At 70.4% G+C, this 19,604-nt stretch carries 17 protein-coding genes; 6 read left to right on the forward strand and 11 right to left on the reverse strand.

All coding sequences use genetic code 11. The features are described from left to right. Positions 1–286 precede the first annotated feature (286 nt). Positions 287–1,597 carry an HNH endonuclease signature motif containing protein gene (locus tag OG707_RS18435; protein WP_329119609.1) on the reverse strand — a complete coding sequence of 437 codons (1,311 nt, stop codon included), beginning with the start codon at positions 1,595–1,597 and terminating at the stop codon, positions 287–289. A 441-nt stretch (positions 1,598–2,038) separates the two neighbouring features. On the opposite strand from OG707_RS18435, the gene OG707_RS18440 reads away from it, so the two are divergent. Together OG707_RS18440 and OG707_RS18445 are read left to right on the forward strand one after the other, a co-directional pair. Then, positions 2,039–3,127, forward strand: coding sequence for a hypothetical protein (locus OG707_RS18440; protein WP_329119612.1), 1,089 nt, complete (start codon positions 2,039–2,041; stop codon positions 3,125–3,127). 305 nt (positions 3,128–3,432) lie between these two features. Continuing rightward, on the forward strand, positions 3,433–4,602 hold the full coding sequence (locus OG707_RS18445; RefSeq protein WP_443071489.1) for an MFS transporter: 1,170 nt from the start codon (positions 3,433–3,435) through the stop codon (positions 4,600–4,602). Here the strand turns inward: OG707_RS18445 and OG707_RS18450 are convergent. Beyond that, positions 4,582–5,580 carry a GlxA family transcriptional regulator gene (locus OG707_RS18450; RefSeq protein ID WP_329119617.1) on the reverse strand — a complete coding sequence of 333 codons (999 nt, stop codon included), beginning with the start codon at positions 5,578–5,580 and terminating at the stop codon, positions 4,582–4,584. The two genes, OG707_RS18445 and OG707_RS18450, sit on opposite strands and share 21 nt — an antisense overlap. A gap of 71 nt (positions 5,581–5,651) precedes the next feature. Here OG707_RS18450 and OG707_RS18455 point away from each other — a divergent pair, with 71 nt between their 5' ends. Further along, a complete protein-coding gene (locus OG707_RS18455; protein ID WP_329119619.1) occupies positions 5,652–6,617 on the forward strand; it encodes an NADP-dependent oxidoreductase in 966 nt (321 codons plus the stop codon). Positions 6,618–6,619: 2 nt separating this feature from the next. Here the strand turns inward: OG707_RS18455 and OG707_RS18460 are convergent, their stop codons facing one another. Beyond that, positions 6,620–7,792: a sugar ABC transporter substrate-binding protein gene (locus tag OG707_RS18460; protein WP_329119622.1), complete on the reverse strand. Its 1,173-nt coding sequence runs from the start codon at positions 7,790–7,792 to the stop codon at positions 6,620–6,622. Between the two features lie 117 nt (positions 7,793–7,909). After that, positions 7,910–8,566 (reverse strand): DUF4232 domain-containing protein, encoded by a 657-nt coding sequence (locus OG707_RS18465; protein WP_329119623.1) that lies wholly within the window; start codon positions 8,564–8,566, stop codon positions 7,910–7,912. A gap of 109 nt (positions 8,567–8,675) precedes the next feature. Between OG707_RS18465 and OG707_RS18470 the strand changes: the two genes are divergently transcribed. After that, complete coding sequence (locus OG707_RS18470) at positions 8,676–10,334, forward strand: fibronectin type III domain-containing protein (protein WP_329119625.1); 1,659 nt, start codon at positions 8,676–8,678, stop codon at positions 10,332–10,334. Between the two features lie 73 nt (positions 10,335–10,407). On the opposite strand, the gene OG707_RS18475 is transcribed toward OG707_RS18470, so the two are convergent. From OG707_RS18475 to dnaK, 4 genes are read right to left on the reverse strand one after another with little or no spacing between them, the layout of a single operon-like run. After that, positions 10,408–10,863: a heat shock protein transcriptional repressor HspR gene (locus OG707_RS18475; protein ID WP_329119627.1), complete on the reverse strand. Its 456-nt coding sequence runs from the start codon at positions 10,861–10,863 to the stop codon at positions 10,408–10,410. 1 nt (position 10,864) lies between these two features. Then, positions 10,865–12,052 (reverse strand): molecular chaperone DnaJ, encoded by a 1,188-nt coding sequence (gene dnaJ / locus OG707_RS18480; RefSeq protein ID WP_329119629.1) that lies wholly within the window; start codon positions 12,050–12,052, stop codon positions 10,865–10,867. 48 nt (positions 12,053–12,100) lie between these two features. After that, positions 12,101–12,769 (reverse strand): nucleotide exchange factor GrpE, encoded by a 669-nt coding sequence (gene grpE / locus OG707_RS18485; RefSeq protein WP_329119631.1) that lies wholly within the window; start codon positions 12,767–12,769, stop codon positions 12,101–12,103. Next, the gene (dnaK, locus tag OG707_RS18490; RefSeq protein WP_329119633.1) at positions 12,766–14,625 is read right to left on the reverse strand and encodes a molecular chaperone DnaK; all 1,860 of its coding nucleotides are present in this window, start codon (positions 14,623–14,625) and stop codon (positions 12,766–12,768) included. Before dnaK ends, grpE begins: the two co-directional genes overlap by 4 nt. Before the next feature lie 190 nt (positions 14,626–14,815). Between dnaK and OG707_RS18495 the strand changes: the two genes are divergently transcribed. Next, the gene (locus OG707_RS18495) at positions 14,816–15,661 is read left to right on the forward strand and encodes an FkbM family methyltransferase (protein WP_329119634.1); all 846 of its coding nucleotides are present in this window, start codon (positions 14,816–14,818) and stop codon (positions 15,659–15,661) included. Here the strand turns inward: OG707_RS18495 and OG707_RS18500 are convergent. From OG707_RS18500 to OG707_RS18510, 3 genes are read right to left on the reverse strand one after another with little or no spacing between them, the layout of a single operon-like run. Beyond that, positions 15,651–16,166 carry an arsenate reductase/protein-tyrosine-phosphatase family protein gene (locus tag OG707_RS18500; RefSeq protein WP_329119636.1) on the reverse strand — a complete coding sequence of 172 codons (516 nt, stop codon included), beginning with the start codon at positions 16,164–16,166 and terminating at the stop codon, positions 15,651–15,653. The genes OG707_RS18495 and OG707_RS18500 overlap by 11 nt on opposite strands. After that, entirely contained in the window at positions 16,127–17,209 is a 1,083-nt protein-coding gene (locus tag OG707_RS18505) for a GDP-L-fucose synthase family protein (RefSeq protein ID WP_329119638.1), read from the reverse strand. Before OG707_RS18505 ends, OG707_RS18500 begins: the two co-directional genes overlap by 40 nt. Further along, positions 17,206–18,633: a polysaccharide biosynthesis tyrosine autokinase gene (locus OG707_RS18510; RefSeq protein WP_329119640.1), complete on the reverse strand. Its 1,428-nt coding sequence runs from the start codon at positions 18,631–18,633 to the stop codon at positions 17,206–17,208. Before OG707_RS18510 ends, OG707_RS18505 begins: the two co-directional genes overlap by 4 nt. A 105-nt stretch (positions 18,634–18,738) precedes the next feature. On the opposite strand from OG707_RS18510, the gene OG707_RS18515 reads away from it, so the two are divergent. Next, positions 18,739–19,572: a glycosyltransferase family 2 protein gene (locus OG707_RS18515; protein ID WP_329119641.1), complete on the forward strand. Its 834-nt coding sequence runs from the start codon at positions 18,739–18,741 to the stop codon at positions 19,570–19,572. Positions 19,573–19,604: the final 32 nt, after the last annotated feature.

Here is a 19,604-nt window from a genome sequence, read left to right on the forward strand (position 1 = left end):
GCGGGTGGGTGGAGGGCCGCCTCTGCTGACCGGTGGGGTGCGGGGGCGATTCGCGTGGGCGGGTGCGGGTTACCGACCGAAATTAGCGTGGCTGGGGTGCGTGGCCGGTTGGACTACCTCCGTACGCGCGTTGTCGGCTGCGGCTCCGTCGCAACGACCTTTCCCCAACTGATCTGAGAGATGGGCCCGGTGGGGTGCTTCGGGTGGGCGGGCATCGTTGCGCGCCATATCGCGCCTTCGGCGCACAGACGCTGGCAACACGAAGCGCGGAACGGGCCGGGGTGAGTTATTCGGTCCAGGTGTCAGGGGTGTTGGTGTAGGTGTGCCCGGTGGGCGCCGTCCAGTGCGTCTGGCCGTTGGTGTCGTCTCGTACGACCTTCCAGCCACCTCGGTGCTTGAGTCCGTGGTGGCGGCGGCACAGCGGGATCAGGTTCTCGGGCACTGACTGTCCGCCCGCTGCCGGGTCGTGGTGGTCGAATTCCACAACGTGGTCGAGGTCGGTGCGGTGGGCGGGCATTCGACAGGTAGGGAACGCGCAGTGGCGGTCGCGGGCTTCGACGTGGCGGGTGGTCTCGGCGGTGGGTTTGTAGGTGGTGGGGTCGGTTTTCACGACCATCCCGGTGGTCGGGTGGGTGATCAGCCGCCGCCAGACCGTGCCTTCCGCGAACGCCACGTCGCGGGCTTGTCCTGCGGTGATCGGGCCGTAGCCCTTCAACTCTGCGGGCTCCTCGCTCGCCCCGATCAGCACGTCCAGCGGGACGGTGATCTGCACGACCGCCGCTGAACGCCCGCCGGTTGTGGGTGTGTTGGTGGTACCGGTGATGAGGTCGAAGAGGGCGTCCGCCCGCTTCTGGGACAGGGTGCGGCCGTCGTCGGCGAAGGTGGCGGCGTGGGCGTCGACGGCCTGTTCCATCATCGCTGCCTGCTCGGCCGGAACGATCGCCCCGAACAGTGCCATCCCGTCCGGCTGCGGGTAGTTCACCGTGGTCCGCTCCAGACGCCGCTGCTCGTGGCGGGCGGCCGCACCCTCGGGGTCGAGGCGGGCAATCGTGCGGTTCAGCATCCGCCGGGTCTCATGCGCCGCCTGGGTGGGCAGCTTGCCCACGACCGCGTCCTCGACCTTCGCGGTCGTCTCGTCGTCCAGGACAGCGCAGGCATCGACGACCGTTTTGGCCTGCCGCCAGGAGATTTCCCCCTGTGCGAGGAGTTCCAGGGTCTGGGGCAGGCGGTCCACCAGCGCGCGGGCCACTTCCAGGCGGTCCGCTGCTCCTGCCCCGCTCAGCTTCAGGGCGCAGGCGACCTGTTCGGCCGCGTAGTCCCAGTCATGAAGCAGGGTGGTCTCGAAGTCCGCACCCACCGGCAACTCGGCACTGGTCTGCGCGTCGATCCCCGCCAGCAGCGGGACTTGGCAGGCCGCGACCCAGGATGCGCAGCGTTCCAGTACCGCCAGCGCGTCGATCTTCCCCGCCGGGGAGAGCTTCTCCGCATCCAGGACCGGCAGCAGATCCATCACATGCGCCGACGGATCCTGCATGCGCAAGTACGCCGCCCACTCGTCCGGCGTCCCCGGCTGTAGCTGTTGCTGCTGTTCTTCCATCCCCCACACCCCCGTGCAGTCACCGTCAACCCCCGCCCCCTATGCGGTGATTGATACCCCTATTCTCCCTCACTCTCCGTGATAACACCAGGTCAATCCCGTGTTTATTTCACAGTCATCAGAACCAGGACGTTGCGACGGTTCCGCAGCCGACCACGCGCGAAGGGACAGTTCGCCAGCCCACCACGCACCCCGGCCACGCTTACCGTCTTGAGTCCTTGACCCGCACCCGGGTTGGCGGAGCTCCCAGCCACCCACGGCGAGAGTCCGAGTCCGGCCCGCACCCGGCCACGAAACCAGGGGCCCTCGCCACGGCGCGAATCCGAACAACCCCCAACACTCCTCCCTCAACACACCTTCTCCACACCGTAGTTACACATAGGGAGATCATGTAAAGTCCAGCTCCCCTCCACGCGCTCCGGAAGGAAATGAGGAAGCACCTTGCGACGCTCAACGCCCCTCGTCCGCACGCTCGGCTCCGGCGCCCTGGCTGCCTCCGCCACCGCCATCGCCCTCGTCTTCGTACGGCACGGCGCCCCGACCCCCCGCCTCGACCTTCTCGGAGCTCTCGGCGCCGCCCTCGTCCTCACCGCAGGCTGGGCCCTTGCCTGTCGTACAGCGCCCGTACTGAAGCGCTCAGCCCCCGATGTGGTCGGTGGCGACACCCCCGCCATACCGAGCCAACTCCAGCTCCCTGCCCACAAGTTCGGCGAGCGCGTCTCCGTCGCGCTCCTCGCCCTCGCCCCTCTCACCCTGATCGCCCTGGCCACCGGATCCGGCAGTCTCGCCGGCCCGGCGCTGTTCGGGATCTTCCTCATCATCACGCTGAAGTGCTACGCGGTCGTACGCAAGTCGATGACCGATCCGGAGGAGCGCCGCAAGCTGCGCGTCCTCGTCGCGGACGCGGCCACCGGCGAGGTCCACGCCGTACGCGCGCACGCCCAGCCGCCCCTCCACGTGCGCTACAGCGAACGCGGCAGCAAGCCCGGCGTGGCCTCCGTCTCGCACCACCACTGCCTGCCCGTCCTGCACGACGGACGCGAGATACCGCTCGTCGCCGATCGCAGCGAACTCGCCTCTGTGGGCGAGCAGTTGAGCCACACCGACGGCTGGCTGATCTGGCCCGGTCGCTCGAAGCTCATCGAGGGAAGCCTCCCGGTCGCCTTCGTCAGCGACAACGGTCGTACGTTCATGACCCTCACCCCCCGCGAGGAACTCGAACGGCACCACGGCCCCTTGCAACCCACCACCAGCAGCCGCACATCCCAACGCCTCACCGCCACCGCCGGTTTCCGGCCCGTCGTCCACTTCCCCTTCCTCGGCGGCATCCTCCTCGCAGCCCTGATCTGCCTTCCCCTCCTTCTCTCCGGCCCCGACGACCTGCCCTCCGGCCTCCCCTGGCTCCTCTGGGCACTCGCGCTCGCCGCGATCGGGGCGGGTACGTGGCGCGGGGTCGACGGCTATCTTCCGGCGGCCCTTGCCGACACGGAGTGGACCGAACGCGAGGAATCGGATCCCGACATCACCTAGCCCGGTCGATTCCCTGCGGAGGGCCGACGCCCGAAGGGACAATGCGTGCAGGTGCCGGGTGGTCATCCCGGCGAAGTGCAGGAGGCGCTGCTTGTGAACACCGCATCGCGGTGCGCCTCGCCATGCGTGCCAGACGCTGACCACTTCGCTTCGCCCGCCGGCTGACCTGCTTCGTTCACGGTGGGCGCTTTCCCTCAGGGGAGACCACCGTCGTGCCCGAAGACTTCGTGACGGCCGACCGCCGTCCGCTGACCGCCGTGCTTGCCGCCAACCTCATCTCCATCATCGGGAATTGCCTCACGTACATGGGCGTGCCGTGGTTCGTTCTGCAGAGCACGGGCAGCGCCGCCAAGACCGGGATCCTCGCCTTCTGCATGCTCCTGCCCGTGGTTCTCGCTGCGGTCGTCAGCGGTCCTGTCATCGACCGGATCGGGCGTCGGCGGGTGAGTGTCGCCTCGGACCTCTTGTGTGCAGCCGCCGTTGCCGCAGTTCCGCTGCTGCAGTTCGCCGGCGTCCTGCAGTTCTGGATGGTGTGCCTGCTGATGGCGATGACAGGGCTGTTCCGTTCACCAGGTGAAACGGCCCGCGGTGTTCTGCTGCCCACGCTCGCCGAACGTGCCGGGATGCCACTGACCAGGGCCGCCGGGTTGTACGACGGTGCGGCACGCTGTGCGGCGATGACCGGATCGGCCCTCGGGGGCGCGCTGATCGCCGTACTCGGCCCGGAGAACGTGCTGTTGGTGGACGCCGCAACCTTCGCCGTGGCCGCGCCCCTGTTCGCGTACGGGGTGCGCGGCCTGCCCGAGGCGCAGTCCCGAGGGCGGGCGGAGCCGGTGTCACTGCGGGCCTACCGCCGTGAGCTCGCGGAGGGGTATCGCTTCGTGGCGGCCACGCCGTTGCTCCTGGCCCTGTGCCTGATGACGCTGACGACCAGAGGCCTCGACCAGGGATGGAGCGCCGTGCTTCTCCCCGTGCATGCCCGTGAGGAGCTCGGCGGTTCCGTCGATCTCGGCCTGCTCAACGCGGCGTTCGGGGTCTGCGCCCTCGCGGGGGCGCTGGTCTATGGGGCGGTGGGCAGCCGCTTCCGGCGATGGCCGGTGTTCACGATCGCGTTCATCGTCGTGGGTCTGCCGCGCTTCCTGGTGGCCGCCTTCACCGGCACCTTCGCGCCGCTGGCCGTGATCATGGCGGTCGAGGGTCTGGCGTGCGGGGTGCTCAATCCCATCATGGCCGCGGTGACGTACGAGACAGTCCCGGAGGAACTGCGCAGCCGCGTACTGAGTACGACAACAGCCGCGGTCCAGCTGGCCACTCCGCTGGGAGGACTGGCTGCGGGTTTCCTCGTGGATGCGGCCGGCCCGTCCTCGACACTGCTGGCGGCAGGCGGCGCGTATCTGATCGCCACGTTGTGCCCGGTGATCTTCCCGGTCTGGCGCCTGATGGACCGTCCCGGTTCACCTCACCTGCAGATCTGACGCCCGGAACGTCTGCCGGTACGCCATCGGGGACACCCCGATCGCCGCCACCAGATGCTGCCGCATCGAAGCCGCCGTCCCGAACCCCGCCTCGTCCGCCACCCGGTCGACCCCCAGGTCCGTCGTCTCCAGGAGGCGGCGGGCCCGCTCCACGCGCTGCTGGGTGAGCCACTGGCCGGGGGTCATGCCGACCTCCTCGCGGAAGCGGCGCGAGAAGGTCCGGACGGACATACGGGCGTGCGCCGCCAACTCACCCAGCGAGATGGGGCGTTGGAGCTCGCCCAGCGCCCACGCCCGGGTCGCGGTCGTCGTCGCGGCGGCCGGCTCCGGCAACGGGCGGTCGATGTACTGGGCCTGGCCGCCCTCCCGCCACGGCGGTACGACGCACAGCCTGGCGACCCGGTTCGCCACCTCCGAGCCGTGGTCGCGGCGCAGCAGATGCATGCAGAGGTCGACGCCCGCCGCGACGCCGGCCGCCGTCAGGACGTCGCCGTCGTCGATGAACAGGACGCCGGGGTCGACCTTGACCTGGGGAAAGGCGCGCTGGAAGTCCCCGGACTCGTTCCAGTGGGTGGTCGCGGGGCGGCCGTCGAGGAGACCGGCTGCGGCGAGGACGTACGACGCCGTGCAGATCGAGACGGTACGTGCGCCGGGGCGGAGGCGGGCCAGGGCGGCGGCGACCGGTGCGGGGAGCCAGTCGCGTTCCGCCGGCGCGCACGTGAAGGGCGGGATGACCAGGGTGTCGGCGGTCGCGATGGCTTCGGGGCCGTGCTCGACGTTGACCGTGAAGTCGGCGCTGGTGCGGACGGGGGCGCCGTCGACGCTGCAGGTGATCACCTCGTACAGAGGGGAGCCGTCCGGGGCCTCCGCCGTGCCGAAGATCCTTACCGGGATGGACATTTCGAAGGGGTAGACGCCTTCGAGGGCGAGGACGACGACGCGGTGCGGACGGCGAGGTGATGCGGCGGGAGCGGGCATGGCCAGATCCTTCCACACTGTGGCCATCTGGCCACTCGAAGGTCAGCGATCTCTCCCGCAGGCTGGTGCACATGAAGACACAGACCATGAACGCCATCCGCCAGGAGACCCTCGGCGGCCCCGAAGTCCTCCGGCTCGTCGAGGTCGAGCGCCCCGCCCCCGGCCCCTCCGAGGTCCTGGTCCGCGTCCACGCGGCGGGCGTCAACCCGACCGACTGGTGGCACCGGGCGACCGGCGGCCTGACCGGCGGCGCGCCCGTGCCGCTCGGCTGGGACGTCTCCGGGACGGTCGAGGAGGTCGGCCTCGGGGTGACGAAGTTCCAGGTGGGCGACGAGGTGTACGGGATGCCGCTGCTGCCCCAAGCAGCCGGTACGTACGCGGAGTTCATCGTCTCCCCCACCCGCCACCTCGCCCGCAAGCCCGCCGGGATCTCCCACGTGGAGGCCGCCGCGCTCCCCGTCGCGGCGCTCACCGCCTGGCAGACGCTGGTGGACGCGGCGGGCGTACAGCCGGGCCAGCGCGTCCTGATCCACGCGGCGGCGGGCGGCGTCGGCCACCTCGCGGTGCAGATCGCGAAGGCGCGAGGGGCGTACGTCATCGGGACGGCCCGCGCCGCCAAGCACGATTTCGTACGCGGCCTGGGCGCCGACGAGGTCGTCGACTACACGCAGACGGCGTTCGAGACGGCCGTCTCCGACATCGACATCGTGCTGGACGCGATCGGCGGGGAGTACGGCCCCCGGTCGCTGAAGACGCTGCGACCGGGTGGCATCGTGCTCTCGATCGCGTCCCCGGCGGAGGCCGAACTGACGCCCGTTGCCGCCGAGTTGGGGCTGCGCGCCGCCTTCACGATCGTCGAGCCCGACCACGCGGGCCTCACGGAGATCGCCGCGCTCGTCGAGTCGGGGAAGCTCCGTGTCGTGATCGACACGGTGCTGCCGCTCGCCGAGGCGGCGAAGGCGCACGAGATCGGGGAGTCGGGCCGTACGACCGGAAAGATCGTGCTGACCGTGGACGCCGTACAGCCGACCGCGTAGGGCTACTTCAGCCCGGCGGCCACGCAGTCCTCCGCGTACTTGGCCGTGCAGATCTGCTTGACCGTGTAGATGCCGTCCTTGACCACGGTGTCCTTGACGTTGGCCTTCGTCAGGGTCACCACGGGGACCATCCGGTAGAGAATGTCCTTGTTCGTGGGGCTGTCGATCGTGTCGCCGGCCAGCGCCTCGAACTCGATGCTGCGGCCCTGCGCCCTGAGCACGGCCATCTCGGCGGCGGCGATGGCCTCGTCCGGGTACGGCTTGTACACGCTCATGTACTGGTCGCCGGAGACGAGCCGCTGCACCGCGTCGAGCTCCGCGTCCTGGCCGGTGACCGGCGGGATCTCGGTGACGCCCGCGTCCTTCAGGACGTCGATCACGGCGCCGCCCAGGACGTCGTTGGCGGCGTACACGGCGTCGATGTTGTGCAGGCCGACGGCGGAGATCGCCTTCTTCATGTTGGCCGCGGCGTTCTCCCCCTTCCAGTCCTTGGTGTCGTACGACTTGACGATCTCCACGTTGCCCTGGAGCTCGGAGAGGGCGCCCTGCTTGAACTGGGCGGCGTTCGGGTCGGACGGCGACCCGTTCATCATCACGATCTTCTTGCTCGACGTGTTCTTGCCGAGCGCCTTCAGGAGCGCCCTGCCCTGCACCTCGCCGACCAGGTCGTTGTCGAAGGAGAGGTACGCGTCGATCGGCCCCTCGGCCAGCCGGTCGTACGCGATGACGGGGATGCCCGCGTCCTTGGCGGCCTGCACGCTGCTCGCGATGGTCTTGGAGTTCACCGCGTCCAGGAGGATCACGTCGACCTTGTCGCTGATCATCTGCTGGATCTGGGTCTTCTGCTTGCCCTCGTCCGACTCGGCGTTGGCGTATTCGACCTTCCCCTTGTTGCTGGTCATCGCCGCGACCTGCTTCTTGATCATGGGGTAGTCGAACTTCTCGTAACGGGTGTTCTCCTTCTCCGGAAGGAGCAGACCCACCGTGATGTCGTTGCCCTTCTTGGGCCCGGACGAGCTGCCCGAACCGCCGTCGCCGCTGATGGAGTCCACGATGGAGCAGGCGGAGAGCGAGAGGGCCGCGGCGGAGGAGGCCACGGCTATGACCGTGCGGCGCAGACGGACGTGGTGGGTCTTGCGGGTGGGACGCGTGGTACGGGTGGTGCGGGTGTTCACAACACGTGCCTTCCGGACAAGGGTGCAGCACTGCGACCCAGGTGGCTGAAAGCCAACGCCGCCTTCACCAAACCGTCAAGGCGTATCCACTTAACGAGATGGCAACAGCCCTGTCGCCTAGGACTGCTCCCGCACCCACGGAGTGACCTCCGCCTTCCCGGTGTTGCCGAGGTCGAGCATCTCGCCGGACTTAACGACCTGGGTGGCGTCGCCGGCCGCCGGGGCGATGAGGAGGTACTCGCCGACGGTGGCGACCACGGTCGAGTCGGTCACCGTGTTCCGCCAGATCACCGAGGACTGCGCGGTCTCGCCGGAGCGCAGGGTCACGGGGGCGGGCTTCTTCCCGTACGACGACGGAGTCGCCTTCGGGGTCACCGGCTTGCGGTCCGCGTCGAGGACGCGCAGGTCCGGATAGCCGTTGAGGGCGAGCGGGCGGCCGCTGCAGTTGGTGAGGGTGAAGCCCATAGCGCGGAGGCCCATGGCGGCGTCGACCAGGCCGGTCCTGACGACGAGGCCGGGGTGGGCGGAGCAGTCGGTCTTCGTGTCCGGCCGGGCGAAGGGGGTGGACTTGGGCGTGGCGGGCGGCAGGCTGCCGTAGGGGTTCGGTGACTCCGTCTCGAGCTTCTCGGCCTTCACCGGGGCGGAGGGCCGGGGCACTCGGGTCTCCACCGTGGAGACCGGCTCGGGCGACGAGACGCAGCCGGTCGCGGCCACGGCGGTCAGCAGCGCGAGGGCGGCAAGGGCGGGCACGGAGCGGCGTATCGGAGTCGTCACGCCCCCGATCATCCCATTGCCGCACCCCACCCCCCGTGAAATGATCACCCCCGGCGCTCCCCCCACACCCTGGTGCCACTCAGACCAGCCTGAGAGCAGCCCACACTCCATGCCCCAGCGTTTCCGCACCGCAGCCCTGCTGACGGCCGGTGTCACCGCCTGCGCCGGTCTCGCGCTGCCCGTCACCGCGCACGCCGCGACCGTGACCTGCAAGCCGAACTACTTCAAGCGCACCTTCTACGCCAACACCGGCCTCTCCGGCACCCCGAAGAAGACCGACTGCGACGACGCGATCAACCAGAACTACCGCTCCGCCTCCCCGCTCTCGGGCATCGCGAAGGACAACTTCTCGATGCGCTGGACCGTGACCCGCGACTTCGGCTCGGGCGGCCCGTTCGCCTTCGCCGCGGAGTCGCAGGACGGGATACGGGTGTACGTCGACAACGTCCGCAAGATCGACCTCTGGAAGAACGTCGCGACGACCCAGAAGAAGACGCTCAACCTCACGATCCCCAAGGGCAAGCACACGCTGCGGATCGACTTCGCGGCGTGGACGGGCAACGCGAACGTCAAGTTCTCGTACGCGCCCCGGACTTCGGCAACGGTGGACAAGACGGCGCCGCTGACGCCGACCGGGATCAAGGCGGGCTACAGCGCAACGACCCTTAAGTCGACGGTCAGTTGGGCCAAGAGCCCGGAGATGGACCTCGCGGGCTACCGCGTCTACCGCCGCCTCAAGGGCACGGCCACGTACACGAAGGTCGCCCAGACGACGGCGACTTCGTACGCGGACACACCGCCCGCCACCGGCCAGGTCTTCTACTACGAGGCCCGCGCCTACGACAAGGCGGGCCGCGAGTCCACGGGCACGGCGGACATGCCGGTCACGACGGTCGACAGGACCGCACCGGCCCAGGTCACCGGCCTGACGGCGCTGGGAACCACTGCGGGCAACTCCCTCGGCTGGCAGGCCTCTTCGGCGGACGTCGACCACTACGAGGTGTGGGCCGCACCCGCGGGAGGCCAGGACCCAGACGGACCCGAACTCGTCCTCGGCACGTCCTACACGGATCCCGTCGCCGATGCGGGCACGGCCTACACGTACACCGTGCGTGCCGTCGACGCCTCCGCGAACGTGTCTCCCGCCTCGGCGCCGGTGACCGTCGCCCGCCCCGTGGCCTCGACCACTCCCGCCCCGGCCTCGCTCCGGGGCGAGCCCCTCGACGCGTTCACGGAGCTCAACTGGGCCCCGGCGGACGCTTCGGCCCCGGCGCCCACCGCATTCCACATCTACCGCCGCACCGCGCCCACGGGCGCCTGGGCTCTCGTGGGCACAGCCGGGGCATCGGACACGTCGTACGAGGACCGTTCCGCCCCGAAGGGGAGCGCGTTCTACTTCGTCGCCGCCGTCGACGACGCGGGCACGGAGTCGGCGCCCTCTGCGGCGGCCTCGGTCAGCCGCCTCACTCCGGCCACCGCCACCGGGCCGCTCGCACCGCAGCTGACTCTCGTCTCGTCGGGAACCACCCGTTCCCCGATCCAGATCGGGATCAAGCCCGGCGCGGGCGACGAGGGACGGCTGCTGAGCCACTACACCTGGGACATCTCGGGTGCGTGCGGGGACAGCGGCGCACAGACGACGACTGCCGCCGCGATCTCCTGGACCCCGACCTACAACGGCCCCTGCGCGGTCACCGTGTTCGCAGTGGACGCATACGGACGCTCCGGCGCCCAGGGCACCTCCCTGGAGTTCATGGTCAACCGCTGACACGCTCGACAACGTGAAGGGGTCCGGAGGCTGCGCAGCCTCCGGACCCCTTCACGTCATTCCCTTGCGTCTGCTACTCCGGCGACCGCTTGGGCTTCGGCCGCCACACCACCAGCGCACTGGCCTGCTGCACGTCCTGGTACGGCACCAGATCGCGCCGGTAGGAAGCGTGCACCTGCGCCTCGCGCTGCTGCATCGCCGCCGCCGCGCCGTCGACCGCCGAAGCCAGCTCGGCGACCCTCGCCTGCAGGGCGGCGACCTGGTTCTCCAGCTCGATGATGCGCTTGATGCCGGCCAGGTTGATGCCCTCGTCCTGCGACAACGCCTGCACCGTACGGAGCAGTTCGATGTCGCGGGCCGAGTAGCGCCGGCCCCGCCCGGCCGTGCGGTCGGGCGAGACCAGGCCGAGACGGTCGTACTGGCGGAGGGTCTGCGGGTGCAGACCCGAGAGCTGAGCGGCGACCGAGATGACGTACACCGGTGACTCGTCGGTCAGTTCATAAGGGTTGGTACGTCGTCGGCCGTCCATCTCATGCTCCCTTCGCGGCCTCGAACAGCTCCGCCCGCGGATCCTGCTCCGCGGTCGCCTCGCGGTACGACTCCAGCGCCTCGCGCGCCTTGTCGTCCAGTTCGTGCGGTACGGCGACCTCGACGGTGACCAGCAGGTCCCCGCGGGTGCCGTCCTTGCGTACGGCGCCCTTGCCGCGCGCCCGCATGGTCCGCCCGTTCGGCGTGCCCGCCGGGAGTTTCAGCGTGACCGGGGGACCGCCCAGCGTCGGGACCTTGATCTCGCCGCCGAGTGCCGCCTCCGTGAAGGTGACCGGCACCGTGACGGTGAGGTTGTCGCCCTTGCGGCCGAAGACCGGGTGGGCGTCGACGTGGACGACGACGTACAAGTCGCCCGCCGGGCCGCCCCGTTCACCCGGGGTGCCCTTGCCGCGCAGCCGGATCCGCTGGGCGTCGGTGACACCCGCGGGGATACGGACCTGCATGGTCCGCGACGACTTGGCGCGGCCCGAGCCCTTGCAGACGTCGCAGGGGTTCTCGGCGATGAGGCCGCGGCCCTTGCAGTCGACGCACGGGTCGGTCAGCGAGAAGCCGCCGCCGCTGCCCCGCGAGACCTGGCCCGTACCGACGCAGGTCGGGCACACGCGCGGTGTGCCGTTCTTGTCGCCGGTGCCGGAGCACGCCTTGCAGGGGGCCTGCGAGGACATCCGGAGCGGGACCGTGGCCCCGTCCACCGCCTCGGTGAAGCTGAGCGTCACCTCGGACTCGATGTCCTGGCCGCGGCGCGGCTGGACCCGCTGGCCCGTACCCGCGCCGCCCCGGTTGAAGAGACCGCCGAACACGTCGCCCAGACCGCCGCCGAAACCGCCGGCGCCCTGGCCCTGTCCGGCCCCGCCCTGGGCGCCTCCGAAGAGGTCGCCCAGGTCGAAGTTGAAGTTGCCGCCTGCGCCGGGACCGGGGCGGAAGCCGCCGTTGCCGAAGAGAGCACGCGCTTCGTCGTACTCCTTGCGCTTCTTGGGGTCGCCGAGGATGTCGTTCGCCTCGGAGATCTCCTTGAAGCGCTCTTCCGCTTCGGCGTTGCCCTTGTTGGCGTCCGGGTGGAACTCGCGGGCGAGCTTCCGGTACGCCTTCTTGATCTCGGCCTCGGTGGCGTCCTTCGGGACGCCGAGAACCTTGTAGTAGTCCTTCTCGACGAAGTCCTTGGTGCTCATCCCCGACGTCCCTCCTTCCGGTCCATCACCGTTTCAACTGCTGTGTTGTCAGCCCTCTTCAGGGCCATTGCCGTCCTCGTCAGACGAAGCCGACGCCTCGTCCGCCTTGCCCGCCGCGCCCGGCTGGGGCTCGGCGACCGCGACGCGCGCGGGGCGGATGGTGCGCTCGCCGATCCGATACCCGGGCTGCAGGATCGCCACGCACGTCGTCTCGGTGACGTCGGGCGCGTACGAGTGCATCAGGGCCTCGTGGATCGTCGGGTCGAAGGGCTCGCCCTCCTTGCCGAACTGCTGGAGGCCCATCTTCGCGATGACCGTCTCCAGCGCCTCGGCGACCGACTTGAAGCCGCCCACCAGCTCGCCGTGCTCACGGGCGCGGCCGATGTCGTCGAGGGTCGGGAGGAGCTCGCTCAGGAGGGCCGCGACAGCGACCTCCTTGACCGTGATCCGGTCCCGCTCCACACGGCGGCGGTAGTTCTGGTACTCGGCCTGCAGCCGCTGGAGGTCCGCGGTGCGCTCGTTGAGCGCGGTGCGCACCTGGTCCAGCTGTGCGGTCAGAGCGACATCCTGTGCTGCGTCCCCGGCCGGGGCCGCCGGGCCCGACTCGGATTCCGTAGAACCCTTGTCGGACTCGGCAGCCTTCGACTCGGCGTCACCGGGGTTGGCGCCGGAGGGGACGTCGGGCTTCTCGTCGAAGCCCGGAGTCTCCTCGGTCATGCGGCGCCACCCTTACCGAAGTCCGGCTTCTCGTCGTCGACGATCTCGGCGTCGACGACGTCGTCCGCGGCGTCGGCGGCCTGCTCGGCGCCCGGGGCGTCACCGGCAGCGGCGGCACCCTGGTCGGCGTTGGCGTACATCGCCTGGCCGAGCTTCTGCGAGACGGCGGCGACCTTCTCGGTGGCCGTACGGATCTCGGCGGTGTCCTCACCCTTGAGCTTCTCCTTCAGCTCGGTGAGGGCCTCCTCGACCTCGGTCTTGACGTCGCCGGGGACCTTGTCGGCGTTGTCGGTGATGAACTTCTCCGTCTGGTAGACGAGCTGCTCACCCTGGTTGCGGGACTCGGCGGCCTCGCGGCGCTTGTGGTCCTCGTCCGCGTACTGCTCGGCCTCTTCGCGCATCCGGTTGACCTCGTCCTTCGGCAGCGAGGAGCCACCGGTGACGGTCATCTTCTGCTCCTTGCCCGTACCAAGGTCCTTGGCCGTGACGTGCATGATGCCGTTGGCGTCGATGTCGAAGGCGACCTCGATCTGCGGGACACCGCGCGGGGCCGGCGGCAGACCGGTCAGCTCGAACATCCCGAGCTTCTTGTTGTACGCCGCGATCTCGCGCTCGCCCTGGTAGACCTGGATCTGGACGGACGGCTGGTTGTCCTCGGCCGTCGTGAAGATCTCGGACCGCTTGGTCGGGATCGTGGTGTTGCGCTCGATGAGCTTGGTCATGATCCCTCCCTTGGTCTCGATACCGAGGGACAGCGGGGTCACGTCGAGGAGCAGGACGTCCTTGACCTCACCCTTGAGCACACCGGCCTGAAGCGCGGCGCCGATGGCGACGACCTCGTCCGGGTTGACGCCCTTGTTGGCGTCCTGACCGCCGGTGAGCTCCTTGACGAGCTCGGCGACGGCCGGCATACGGGTCGAGCCACCGACGAGAACGACGTGGTCGATCTCGCTGAGCTGGATGCCCGCGTCCTTGATGACGTTGTGGAACGGCGCCTTGCAGCGGTCCAGCAGGTCGGCGGTGAGCTGCTGGAACTGGGCGCGCGTGAGCTTCTCGTCCAGGTGCAGCGGGCCCTCGGCGGAGGCCGTGATGTAGGGCAGGTTGATCGTCGTCTCGGTGGACGAGGACAGCTCGATCTTCGCCTTCTCCGCGGCCTCGCGGAGACGCTGGAGAGCCATCTTGTCCTTGGAGAGGTCCACGCCGTGACCGTTGGCGAACTGCTTCACCAGGTAGTCGACGACGCGCTGGTCCCAGTCGTCACCACCGAGGTGGTTGTCACCGTTGGTGGCCTTGACCTCGACGACGCCGTCGCCGATCTCGAGCAGCGAGACGTCGAAGGTGCCGCCACCGAGGTCGAAGACGAGAATGGTCTGGTCGTCCTTGTCGAGCCCGTAGGCCAGGGCGGCCGCCGTCGGCTCGTTGACGATGCGCAGGACGTTGAGACCCGCGATCTCGCCGGCCTCCTTCGTGGCCTGACGCTCGCTGTCGTTGAAGTACGCCGGGACGGTGATGACCGCGTCGGCCACCTTCTCGCCCAGGTACGCCTCGGCGTCGCGCTTCAGCTTCTGCAGGATGAAGGCGCTCATCTGCTGCGGGTTGAAGCTCTTGCCGTCGAGGTCGATCTTCCAGTCGGTGCCCATGTGGCGCTTGACCGAACGAATCGTCCTGTCGACGTTCGTGACCGCCTGGCGCTTGGCCACCTCGCCGACCAGCACCTCGCCGTTCTTGGCGAAGGCGACGACGGACGGCGTGGTCCTGGCGCCCTCTGCGTTGGTGATGACGGTGGGCTCGCCGCCTTCAAGAACGCTGACGACGGAGTTGGTTGTGCCCAGGTCGATGCCGACCGCACGTGCCATGGTGAGTCCTCCAACAGACTGACTTGAGTGGAACTGACTCAAGGATGCATGAGAGATCCGCGCGCGTCAACAGAGCTGAGTCGACCCCACTCAACTCTTATTAATCCCTTACGCGCAATGAAGCGACTCCCGCGCCGCGCCGCAAGCGTTTCGCCCCGTTATGCACCCCTGCTCTCCGTAGCCTGGCGGCGTGAAGCCACTCGACACCATCAGAAGAACGCGCGGCACCGTACGCCTGGCTCCCGGCCTCCAGCAGACGGTCCGCACCGCCGCCCTGCGCGGGCTCGTCCCCCGCCAGGTCTGGAACCGGCTCCACCCCACCGGCACCTGGACCCTCCACGACCCGGACGGCATCCCGTTCCTCTACCACGCGGCACGCGAGGACCTGATGGCCCGCTGCGTCGTCTGGACGGACCTGCGCCACTGGGAGGAGACCACGCAGCCGGTCCTCTTCGAACTGGCCCGCACGGCGCGGGGGTTCCTCGACGTCGGCGCGTTCTCCGGCATCTATACGCTGCTCGCCTGCCAGGCCAACCCCGAGCTGCGGGTCGTCGCGATGGAGCCCAATCCCCACACGATCGGGATGCTGCGGCGCAACGTGGAGATCAACGGGCTGGGTGACCGGGTCACCCTGGTCCAGAAGGCCCTGTCGGACGGTCCGGGCCGGGCGCGGCTGGCGATTCCGTACGACACGACCGCGGCCTCCCTCAATGCGGCGACCGTGCCCGTCCGGTCGGTGGAGGTCGAGGTGAGCACCGCGGACGAGGTCGTCGGCGACCAGCCGATCGACCTGGTCAAGATCGACGTCGAGGGCCTGGAGCCCGAGGTCCTGCACGGCATGACCCGGACCATCGCCGCCCACCGCCCTGCGATCATCGCCGAATGCCTGGACGCCCCGGCGCTGGAGAGGCTGCGGGCCACGGCCGACGCTCTGGGCTACCGGACCGTGCAGCACCTGGGCCGCACCGGACTCTCCCCGGCGGGCGAGGGCTTCGTACCGCCGCCGTTCTACGCGAACTTCCTGCTCACGCCCTGAGCAGGACGGCGACGTCCGCCGTCAGCCGGTCGAGCTCCTCCGCACAGGCCCGCAGGACGTCGTACGACTGCCCCCACGGATCGGCGATCCCGTCCGCCGCAGGCGGCACGGGCGCCACCGCGCCCCGCCGGTCCGCGTCCCCGTCCAGCCGCAGGAACTCCTTCAGCGTGAAGCACCGCCGCAGCGAACCGGGCGAGAGCCGGACCGCCGCCTCGCGGTGCTCGCGCTCCATGCCGAGGACGAGATCCGACCCGGCCACCAGCTCGGCGGTCAGCCGCCGCGAGGCGAACTCCCCGCCCTCCGCGCCCAGTTGACGCAGTACGGAGCGGGTGGCGGGGTCCATCCCCACCCGCCCGTCCGCCTCGGTGCCCGCGCTGCGGACCCGGGCGGCCGGGAGCTTGGGGGCGAGCAGGCGCTCGGCGAGGACGGAGCGGTGCATATTGCCCGTACAGACGAAGAGGACGGTCAGCTCTCGGTCCGGTTGTTCAACGCGGTCTTCAGCCATGCGTACGTCTCCTCGATGCCGTCGCGCAGGGAGATCTCCGGCTTCCAGCCGAGAGCGCTGATGCGGGTCACATCGAGCAGTTTGCGCGGGGTGCCGTCCGGCTTGGTGGTGTCCCAGGTGATGGTCCCGCGATAGCCGACGACCCCGGCGACGAGGCCGGCCAGCTCGCTGAGCGCGAGGTCCTCGCCGGTGCCGACGTTGACCGGGTCGTCGCCGTCGTAGTGCTCCAGGAGGAAGAGGCAGGCGCGGGCGAGGTCGTCGGTGTGCAGGAACTCGCGGCGCGGGGTGCCGCTGCCCCAGTGGGTGATCGACCCGGCACCGTTCACCCGTGCCGCGTGGGTGCGGGCGAGCATCGCGGGGAGGACGTGCGAGGTGCGGGGGTCGAGGTTGTCGTGCGGGCCGTAGAGGTTGGTGGGCATGGCGGAGATGTACGGGAGGCCGTACTGGCGGCGCAGCGCCTGGATGTGCAGGATGCCGGCGATCTTGGCGATGGCGTAGGCGTCGTTGGTGGGCTCCAGGGGGCCCGTGAGCAGGGCCGATTCGGGGATCGGCTGGGGGGCGTACTTGGGGTAGATGCAGCTGGAGCCGAGGAGGAGCAGGCGCTGGACGCCGTACTCGCGGGCCGCGTCCAGGACGTTGAGCTGGATGCGGAGGTTGTCGGAGAGGAAGTCGACGGGCTGGGCGGCGTTGGCCGCGATGCCGCCGACGCGGGCGGCGGCGAGGATCACGACAGCGGGCCGCTGGGAGGCGTAGAGCGCGCGGACGGCGTCGCGGTCGCGGAGGTCGAGCTCGGCGGAGGAGCGGAGAAGGAGATCGCCGAAGCCTTCGCGGCGCAGCTCGCGCACGACGGCGGACCCGACAAGGCCCCGGTGGCCGGCGACGTGGACGCGGGCGGTGCGGTCGAGCCGTCCGGCCGGGCCTCCGCCACAGGGACTCCTGGTCGCGGACCCGACGGGCTCGGGCTCCGGCGCGAGCGCATCGCGCGCAGGCCCGTCGACGCACGGCCGCCCCAACGGCGGGGGCGTCTGTTCGCTGCCGGTCACCGCGCCTCCTCCTGCACAGCCTCCGCGCGCGGCCTCGGCGGGACGGTGAGCTGCTGGTCCGCCGTGGGGTCGCCGTAGCCGTAGCCGTAGCCCGCGCGCTTCGTGAGCGGGGCCATGGAGTAGACCGTGCCCAGCGTGCGGCCGCCCACCGTGCGCAGTGCTTCCGCCGCTGCTGCCACCCTGTCGCGGGGCGTCTTGCCCGCCCGTACGACCAGGATCGCGCCCTGCGCCAGCGGCGCCAGGCCCACCGTGTCGGCGACCGGCAGGAGCGGGGCGGTGTCCACGACCACGAGCTCGTAGCGGTCGGCCAGCTCGCGCAGGATCTCGGCCATCCGCGGCGAGGCCAGCAGTTCCGTGGGGTTGGGCGGGATCGGGCCGCTCGTGAGGACGGCGAGGCGGCCCGCCGCCTGCTGCATGACCTCCTCGATCCGTACCTGGCCGATCAGCACGCTCGTCAGCCCCGCGTCCTGCACAAGACCGAACGTCCGCGCCACGCACGGCCGCCGCAGGTCCGCGTCGACCAGGCAGACCGAGGTGCCGGTCTCGGCGAGCGACAGCGCGAGGCCGGTCGCGGTGCTCGTCTTGCCCTCGCCGGGCAGCGAGCTCGTCACGACCACGACCCGGGGCCGGTCGTCGCCCTGCGCGAACTGCGCGAACTGCAGATTCGTCCGCAGGTGGCGGAAGGCCTCCGCCCGCGCGCCGTGCCCGGCGGCCCCCGCGGTGAGCGGCCGGCCGTCCTCCTCCTTCTCGTACGGGATCGAGCCGAGCAGCGGGATCCCGGTGAACTCCCCCAGCGCCACAGCCGACTTGAAGGTGGTGTCGAGGATCTCCCTGAGCAGCGCGAGCCCCGCGCCGAGCAGCAGTCCGGCGAAGAGGCCGGCGCCGAGGTTGAGGCCGGGGCGCGGGCTGACCGGGGTGGTGGGGACGGCGGCGGTCTGGGTGACGCCGAGTTTCACCGCGGACTTCTCCGCGCCGTCCGGGGTCTCCAGCCGCTCCACCACGTCGGCGAACCGTACGGCCACCGCGTCGGCGGTCTCGGCGGCCCGGTGCGGGTCGGTGTCGCCGACGGTGATGTCGACGAGGACCGTACCGAGCGGCGCCTCGGCGGTGATCCGGCCCGCGAGCTGCTCCGGTGTGGAGCCGAGGTGCAGGGCGGCGACGACGGGCGCGGTGACCTGACGGCTCGTCACGATCGCTGCGTACGACTGGACTCGGGCGAGCGAGAAGTTGCTCCCCTGCTGGAGCTGGGCGGTGTCCGCGTCGCCCCCGCCCGACCGGGCGGAGACGAAGAGCTGGACCTTGGCCTGGTAGACGGGCGTGGTCATGGCGGTGGCGGCCCAGCCGGCGAAGACGCCGAGCAGGACACAGACGACGACGGCGGGCCAGCTGCGGGCCAGCGCTCGCAGAATGCTCCGGAGTTCCAAGCTGTGCACCTCATCGGGTCGTTCGGGGGAGCGCGCCCGGCCAGGCTAGACACTTATGAGGCATTTGTCCGGCAATGATGAGGTGCTCGAGCCGAGGAGTCCCCCGTGGAGCCACCCCAGATCGCCGTGCTGATGACCAGCCACAACCGGCGCGAGAAGACCCTGTCCGCGCTCGACGCGCTCGCCGCGCAGCGCGACACCCCCGCGGTCGTACGCACCCATCTCGTCGACGCGGGCAGCGGCGACGGCACGGCGCGGGCGGTGCGCGCGGCGCACCCCGGTGTCGACGTGATGGAGGTCGGCCCGCACGTCTACTGGGGGCACGGGATGCGCCTGGCCAGCCGTAACAGCCGGATGTCGGGCTCCCCGCACTGGGACCACCAGCTCTGGCTCAACGACGACGTGGTGCTCGACGAGGACGCCCTCGCGGTGCTGCTCGGCGCGGCGGCCGCGGTCGGCGAGGACGCGGTGATCGTGGGCGCGACCCGGGCCCACGGCTCGTCGGTCACCACGTACTCGGGCCGCGCCGGCCGCGCGATGGCCCTGGTCGAACCGAGCGGACGGCCCGAGCCCTGCGACACGTACAACGGGAACGTCGTCCTGGTCCCGCGCTCGGTGCGCGACCGCATCGGCGACATCGACAAAGTCTTCCGCCACGGCATGGGCGACTACGACCACGGCTACCGCGCCCGCCGGGCCGGCATCCCCGCGTATGTCGCCCCCCGCCACGTCGGCTCCTGCGACCGCAACCCGCCCCTGACGGGCTCCCGCGAACCGGGCATCGGGGTGCGCGAGGCGCTGCGCCGGGTCACGTCGCAGCGCGAACTGCCGCCCCGCCAGTGGTGGGTGTACTGCGCGCGGCACGCGGGGGTGCGGGCGCCGGTGCTGATGGTCTCGCCGTACGTGAAGACGGCGGCACGGGCGGCGGTGGGCCGGTGACCGGGGGCGCCGCGGTGCCTCAGGCGGCGGTG

Origin of the sequence: Streptomyces sp. NBC_01465, from assembly GCF_036227325.1 — a bacterium.
Classification (GTDB): domain Bacteria; phylum Actinomycetota; class Actinomycetes; order Streptomycetales; family Streptomycetaceae; genus Streptomyces.

Coding starts and splice junctions, on each gene's coding strand:
- dnaJ (WP_329119629.1), bottom strand. CDS start 12,052: ATGAGCACCAAGGACTTCGTCGAGAAGGACTACTACAAGGTTCTCGGC.
- OG707_RS18450 (WP_329119617.1), bottom strand. CDS start 5,580: ATGCCCGCTCCCGCCGCATCACCTCGCCGTCCGCACCGCGTCGTCGTC.
- OG707_RS18470 (WP_329119625.1), top strand. CDS start 8,676: ATGCCCCAGCGTTTCCGCACCGCAGCCCTGCTGACGGCCGGTGTCACC.
- OG707_RS18445 (WP_443071489.1), top strand. CDS start 3,433: ATGGGCGTGCCGTGGTTCGTTCTGCAGAGCACGGGCAGCGCCGCCAAG.
- dnaK (WP_329119633.1), bottom strand. CDS start 14,625: ATGGCACGTGCGGTCGGCATCGACCTGGGCACAACCAACTCCGTCGTC.
- grpE (WP_329119631.1), bottom strand. CDS start 12,769: ATGACCGAGGAGACTCCGGGCTTCGACGAGAAGCCCGACGTCCCCTCC.
- OG707_RS18500 (WP_329119636.1), bottom strand. CDS start 16,166: ATGGCTGAAGACCGCGTTGAACAACCGGACCGAGAGCTGACCGTCCTC.
- OG707_RS18475 (WP_329119627.1), bottom strand. CDS start 10,863: ATGGACGGCCGACGACGTACCAACCCTTATGAACTGACCGACGAGTCA.
- OG707_RS18455 (WP_329119619.1), top strand. CDS start 5,652: ATGAAGACACAGACCATGAACGCCATCCGCCAGGAGACCCTCGGCGGC.
- OG707_RS18435 (WP_329119609.1), bottom strand. CDS start 1,597: ATGGAAGAACAGCAGCAACAGCTACAGCCGGGGACGCCGGACGAGTGG.